The sequence below is a fragment of the Aerococcus sp. L_32 genome (genome assembly GCF_050689315.1).
Map to the genome: position 1 here is coordinate 1 of NZ_JBOEQF010000276.1, position 2,778 is coordinate 2,778.

Genomic DNA, 2,778 nt, shown 5'->3' on the forward strand with positions numbered 1-2,778 from the left:
CGCTTGTTCGTCTACGGCCTTATGTAAGGCTTCGATGACTGCTGGTGCTAAAGGTAAAGTAACGTCCCCAACACCTAATCGAATCACGTTTTGGTCTGGATGTGCTGTTTCATAGGCCTCTTGGCGACGTTTTACTTCTGCGAATAAATAAGAGCCTGGTAATCGTTGGTAATCTTTATTAATTTGGTTCATAAAAAATCTCCTCTATATCATATATGCTACTTTTTAGTCACTTTCATTTTTTAAGGTATGAGAGCCGTAACGAATTTTGTCGCATCTAGCGCAATGGATAGTCTTGGTCAGCGCCAGCGTTTCTGAAACCACCTTGGTTCAAGATTTCATTATATAGAATGCGGCGAACATCTTCGTCGGTCAGCTGCTTGGTATCTGCCACTTTAGGCTGCGTATGTTGACGGTTATATGTATTATAAATCGCTTGGATGCTCATACCCTCATTTAAATAGTCTTTGATTTCTAATAATCGATCGACATCATTTAAGGAGTACATGCGGCGATTTGTTTCTGAACGTTTTGGTTTAATTAACTTCTGTTCTTCGTAATAACGCACCTGTCTCGGTGTCAAATCTGTTAGCTGTACAACTGTCCCAATTGGGAAAACAGCTAGCGTACGTCGTAGCTCTTTTTCCTTCATGCCAACTCACCTTCATTCTTTTTTAATTGTATTTTAATCTCATGTTATATTACTTGACATATTAAGTCAATCATATTTTATCGAAATTCTGTGGAAATTCAGACAATTTTTTGTAATAAAGACATGTCATTTCTAGGTAAAATACCTTGAAAAGTGTTTGGCCAGTCGCTATAATGGAAAGAATTGCTTTTTTCTAGATTGGCAAATTTTGCCCCTTCTCACTTCAATTTAAAGGAGCGGTTTTCACATGGAAAATGAACCTAACATGACACCAACCAACACCAACCAACAAATAGCCCGCCGCGGAATTTATCTCAGTATCGTCACTTACGTCATCATCTCGACCGCCAAACTCCTTGTCGGATACAGCTTTGACTCAGATGCGGTCTTTGCGGATGGTTTGAATAACTTTACCGATTCATTTGCGTCAATCGCCCTACTAGTGGGCATGATCCTATCCCAACGCCCAGCTGATCAAAACCACCGTTATGGTCATTATAAAATTGAAACCATTACTACACTGATTATGTCCTTCGTGATTTTCTATATCGGGATTACGGTGACCATTGATTCAACTACGGCTTTAATCAACCAAGCATACGCAGCTCCAACACCCATTAATGCGGTTGTCGGCTTGTCTTCTGGGGTCATTATGTCCGGTGTTTACTGGTACAACAACCGTCTTGGCAATAAACTCAATAGTCCAAGTCTTAAAGCTTCTGCAAAGGATAATTTATCCGACGCCCTGACCTCTTTCGCAACTGCCTTATCGGTCTTCCTAAGTCGTACCGGTATCCTTTGGCTAGATGGCGCTATGGCTATTGTCGTTGGATTAATCATTATCAAATCAGGATATGACATCTTCAAAGAATCAGCCTTTTCCCTATCAGACGGCTTCCCCCAAGAAGACTTAGATAACTACCGGAAAATAGTCCTCATGGTACCTGGCGTGCGCGCAGTTTCTGATATCCGCGGCCGTAATTACGGGGCCAATGTCTATATCGACATTACCATCTTAGTAGACCCAGAAATTTCTGTTCAAGCGGGTCATGCTATCACTGAAAAAGTAGAATCCGCCCTACAAAAAACAGAAGATGTCACCGCCATCGACGTCCATGTCGAACCCTACCAAGAAAACTAATCCATTAAATATACTTACAACAAAGACCCGCCACGCTCAATATGAGAAGCAGGTCTTTTTATGTATATTGACTATTTCTACGACTGACTACTGCCACTCTTGAATAGCTTTAACTAAATTATTTGCAGCTGTTTCAATGATCTCTGTCTTAGTCGCTAGATTAATCCGGATATGGGTATCTTCTGGTCTAGTTGGCCAGTAAGTAGTCCCATAATTGACACCTAAACGGGCACGGTCTTGAACCACTTCTTTCAGGTCTGCATTTTTCACATAAGCCCCTAGATCAAGCCAAGCAAGGTAAGTCCCTTGTAAGTCTGAGAATTGAACTTGCGGTAAGGCTGTTTGGACTGTTGTTTTAAGTAATTGGTAATTGTCCCAAATCACTTGGTTGACGTTCTCCACCCATTCCGACCCGTAGGTATAGGCCGCTTCTGACGCGATATAACCAGCAGGTTGCCCGCCAGTCACATGAATCGCATGTAAGAACGTATCCAATTTTTCTCTTAAATCAGCCCGTGGCACTACCATAAATGAATGGTTAAAACCAGCTAAGTTAAAGGTTTTTGATGGCGAGGCGAAAAGGACATAATTGTCAAAATCTGGGTCAATATTTCCAATAGCAATATGCTCATGTCCTGGCATAATCAAATCACGGTGGATTTCATCAGAGAATAATAAGACATCGTATTGCTTACATAAAGCCACTACTTTAGCCAATTCATCACGATGCCAAACACGACCAGTTGGGTTTTGCGGTGAACAGAATAAGAAAACCTTGATATCGTCATCTTTGAAGGCACTCTCCAAAGCGTCAAAATCAATTGTGTACCCTTCTTGTTCATTGCCCAATAAATCTTGCATCACTAAAGTCCGGTTAGCTTCTTCAATAACCGTACGGAAGGGATTGTAAACGGGGTTTTGAATTAAAATGTTGTCCCCTTCATTGGTATACGCATGTAAGGCAAAGGCAATACCCGTACATACA

Annotated in this window: 3 protein-coding genes and 1 pseudogene; 1 reads left to right on the forward strand and 3 read right to left on the reverse strand. The window is 41.3% G+C overall.

From position 1 onward, the window contains the following. Together ACRCJ0_RS11680 and ACRCJ0_RS11685 are read right to left on the reverse strand one after the other, a co-directional pair. Window positions 1-192 (reverse strand): annotated as a pseudogene (locus tag ACRCJ0_RS11680) (LL-diaminopimelate aminotransferase); the annotation flags it as partial. Between the two features lie 85 nt (window positions 193-277). Beyond that, window positions 278-652, reverse strand: a complete 375-nt coding sequence (locus tag ACRCJ0_RS11685; protein ID WP_003140773.1) for a MerR family transcriptional regulator — start codon at window positions 650-652, stop codon at window positions 278-280. Between the two features lie 247 nt (window positions 653-899). Here ACRCJ0_RS11685 and ACRCJ0_RS11690 point away from each other — a divergent pair, with 247 nt between their 5' ends. After that, window positions 900-1,793: a cation diffusion facilitator family transporter gene (locus ACRCJ0_RS11690; RefSeq protein WP_431390522.1), complete on the forward strand. Its 894-nt coding sequence runs from the start codon at window positions 900-902 to the stop codon at window positions 1,791-1,793. A gap of 87 nt (window positions 1,794-1,880) precedes the next feature. On the opposite strand, the gene ACRCJ0_RS11695 is transcribed toward ACRCJ0_RS11690, so the two are convergent. After that, window positions 1,881-2,778: MalY/PatB family protein (locus ACRCJ0_RS11695; RefSeq protein ID WP_431390523.1), on the reverse strand; the 898-nt coding region annotated here is incomplete at its 5' end.